1 protein-coding gene and 1 pseudogene are annotated in these 2,880 nt (G+C 64.6%); both read left to right on the forward strand.

Annotated elements, in window-relative coordinates; translation table 11 throughout:
• A pseudogene (locus U5805_RS31410) lies at positions 1-231 on the forward strand (hypothetical protein); the annotation flags it as partial.
• Between the two features lie 373 nt (positions 232-604).
• Positions 605-2,880: muramidase (locus U5805_RS31415; protein WP_322107379.1), on the forward strand; the 2,276-nt coding region annotated here is incomplete at its 3' end.

The following is a 2,880-nucleotide window of genomic DNA, read 5'->3' on the forward strand; positions in this document are numbered from 1 at the left end:
GCTGTGCCGGTCGACGGCGCATTGCCCGCCATGACACTGGCTGAAGCGATTTGCGCCAAGGAAACCTGGCTCGCGAGGCTTCGCGAACTCGAATACGAACAGAAGGCGGGCCGCCTTGTCGAGCTTGAACTCGCCGAGCGCGCGGTTTTCGATTTGTGCCGCACACAGCGCGATAGCTGGCTTGCGTGGCCCACGAAGGTCGCGCCGTTTCTGGCGCCGAGCTTGGCGTAAATGCCGACCACTTGACGGCGCTGCTGGCCGAGGCCGTCCATCAGCAACTTCTCGACTTGAGCGAGGCCCGCGCGGAATTCTCCGGCGAAGGCTGATTTTTAATGACGGGAATCAGCCGCGCCGCCAGCAGGACGCATCATCCCGCGCCACACTTGCGCCCCGTCAACAGATGGTGTGTTTCCTGGTTTGACGGCATCGGTGCGGGCAATCGAGGCGTTATAAAACGCGATGGACCCCACAGGGTCCATATCGCGGTCGCGCCCACTTCTGACGTTGCCACATTCAGGCCGCCGCCCGGTTCGCACACACGCTGACAATCGGAAATGCAGCGCTCGCGGGCCAGTCCCCAGAACTGACAGGAACAGCGAGACTCATGGCTCACCCCCACCATCCGCACCACCCGGCAGCGCCCGCGACCCCCACACCTCCCCCGCCGCCCCAATGGCAGCCGCTGAACTGGAGTTTCCCGTTCACACCCAAGACCGGCAATTCAGCCGATCCCCAGACCTGGCTTCATGCACTTGCCGGGGCGAACGGTGGATTCTATCCGCTCGGTTCAAACGGCATGTTTCACGGCGGTATCCACTTCGACGCGGGCACGGGCAGCGACCTGAAACAGGGCGATGGCGTCAAGGCCATCGCTGATGGGTATGTGGTCGCGTACCGGCTGGATTCGAAGTATGCCGAACTAACCTATCCGAGTACGCCGCCCCGCCATGCGCTGTATTCAACCGGGTTTGTGCTTGTGCGTCACAGGCTTGTGCTGCCCCCCGCGCCGAAGCCTGCCGGTTCTCCGGCTGGCGCGTCGGATGCATCGGCTCCCGCCGCCGCGACTCCGGCAGCCGCGAGCGGCGCGCAGGCTCCCCAGACCTACCAGCCGCCCGCCGATGAGGTGCTGGAGTTCTACAGCCTTTACATGCACCAGCTTGACCTGGCGGGTTACAAGGCCGCCGAACAGGCGAACAGTGGCAGCGCGCCGTCCGCGCCGTCGATTCGCCGGTTGCCCTTCTGGCAAGGCGACCGGCATTTTCAGGTAGGCGCGAAGGCGAACGACCGCCAGGCGCTCCCCCCGCAACTCCATACACCGCTGGAGTTAGCGCAGCCTCCGGGCGGGCTGGGTGCGGCTGCGCTGGGTGGCGGCGCGCTGCTCGGCAGCGTGGCGTCAGGCCCGACACTGGAAAGCGTGGATGCGCTCTCGCAGTATCAGGACAAGGTGCGCTACACCGTGCCGCCAGCGAGTCAGGCAGGCCCTTCGCAGAATACCGATACACCGCAGACCGGCGTTCGCATCTGCGACCGGGCATCGGGAACGGCAATCGGCCTGCTGCCGCGCGGTGGCGAACTCACCATCGTTGGCAATGCGGCGAAGGGCTGGGCGCAGATTGCGACCATCACGAACGGTACGCCGGTTGCCGCCGTCGCTGGGGAAACGCCCGATCCGCGCGCCGCCACGGGCTGGGTGAATCTTGACGAACTCGACGCGGTAGTCGATCCGAAGCCATTGGATACGGTCGTGGTGCTCGATACGCCGTTCGAGGTCAAGGCAGGCGATGTGGTGGGCTACCTGGGCGAGTACCAGCTTTCCAGCCAGGCGAGCTTGCTCCCGCCCGCCCCGATGCGCCCGCTGCTTCATGTCGAGGTTTTTACCGGCGCGCAGATTGACGACTTCATCACCAAAAGCCGGAAACGGGCGAAGGAGCGCACGGATGGCAAGACGCTGCTGGTGATCCCGGAGGGAGCAAAACTCGTCACACCCACCGATTCCCAAAGCAACACCCAACTGGTGGGCTTGACGCTCGCGCCCGCAAAGGGCGATCCGGGCAAGGGACGCTGGGCCAGGGTGCAGCCTACCCGCATTGCGGCGCAATCCGGGGCGCACGGTCATGGTCACGGACACACTCACGCCGCCAGCGGTACGCCTGTCGGGAATCCGCTATGGGTGGAGCGCAAGAACGTGGGCACGGTTGCCGGAGCGACGGTCCAGACCTGGGCCGACTTCCCGCTTCAGCTTGCCAACGCAAAGGGCGAGGCGGTTGGATACCAGCAGGTGCTTTCGCGCGCCCAGCTTGACCAGCTTCCAGATAGCGACAAGGCGACCGACACAACGGACACGGGTGGGGCGCAATGGTGGGAGATTGGTGCGGGCAACAGCGATGGCAGGACAATCTACGGCTGGGTGTGTGAAAAACCCGATACGCAATGGCAAAGCCCGTGGGCGTGGCCGGGTTTCGATACGGTGGATACCACCAGCATCCCGTTACTCGACATGTGGCGGCGCTGCCTGTTTGAGAAGAAGCAGTTGCTTGATGGCGAGGAAAAGGAATTCAGCGCCGTCGCCGCAACGGTCAACGCGAGTCCGTTTATCGCGAAGCTGGAGCAGGCCGCCAAGCGCCAGGGCGGCGGCAAGGGGAACGTGGTTCCCGCCGACCTGAAGAACGCATTGACGGTGCCATGGCTGGCGGAGGCGGTCTCGCACCTGATCTTTCGCTATGAGAGCGAATGGGGCGGCGGCATGAGCAAGTGGGAGGCGCTGTCGCGGCTGATGGGCAACGGAAAGCAGGTCTGGCAGACCGAGCTTGAACGCATCAAGAAGCTGCAATGGTGGGACAAGGTAAGCGCGGTCAAGGGCTTTCCCGCCAGCCCGGACGC

Source organism: Paraburkholderia sp. J41, from assembly GCF_905220235.1.
GTDB lineage: Bacteria > Pseudomonadota > Gammaproteobacteria > Burkholderiales > Burkholderiaceae > Paraburkholderia.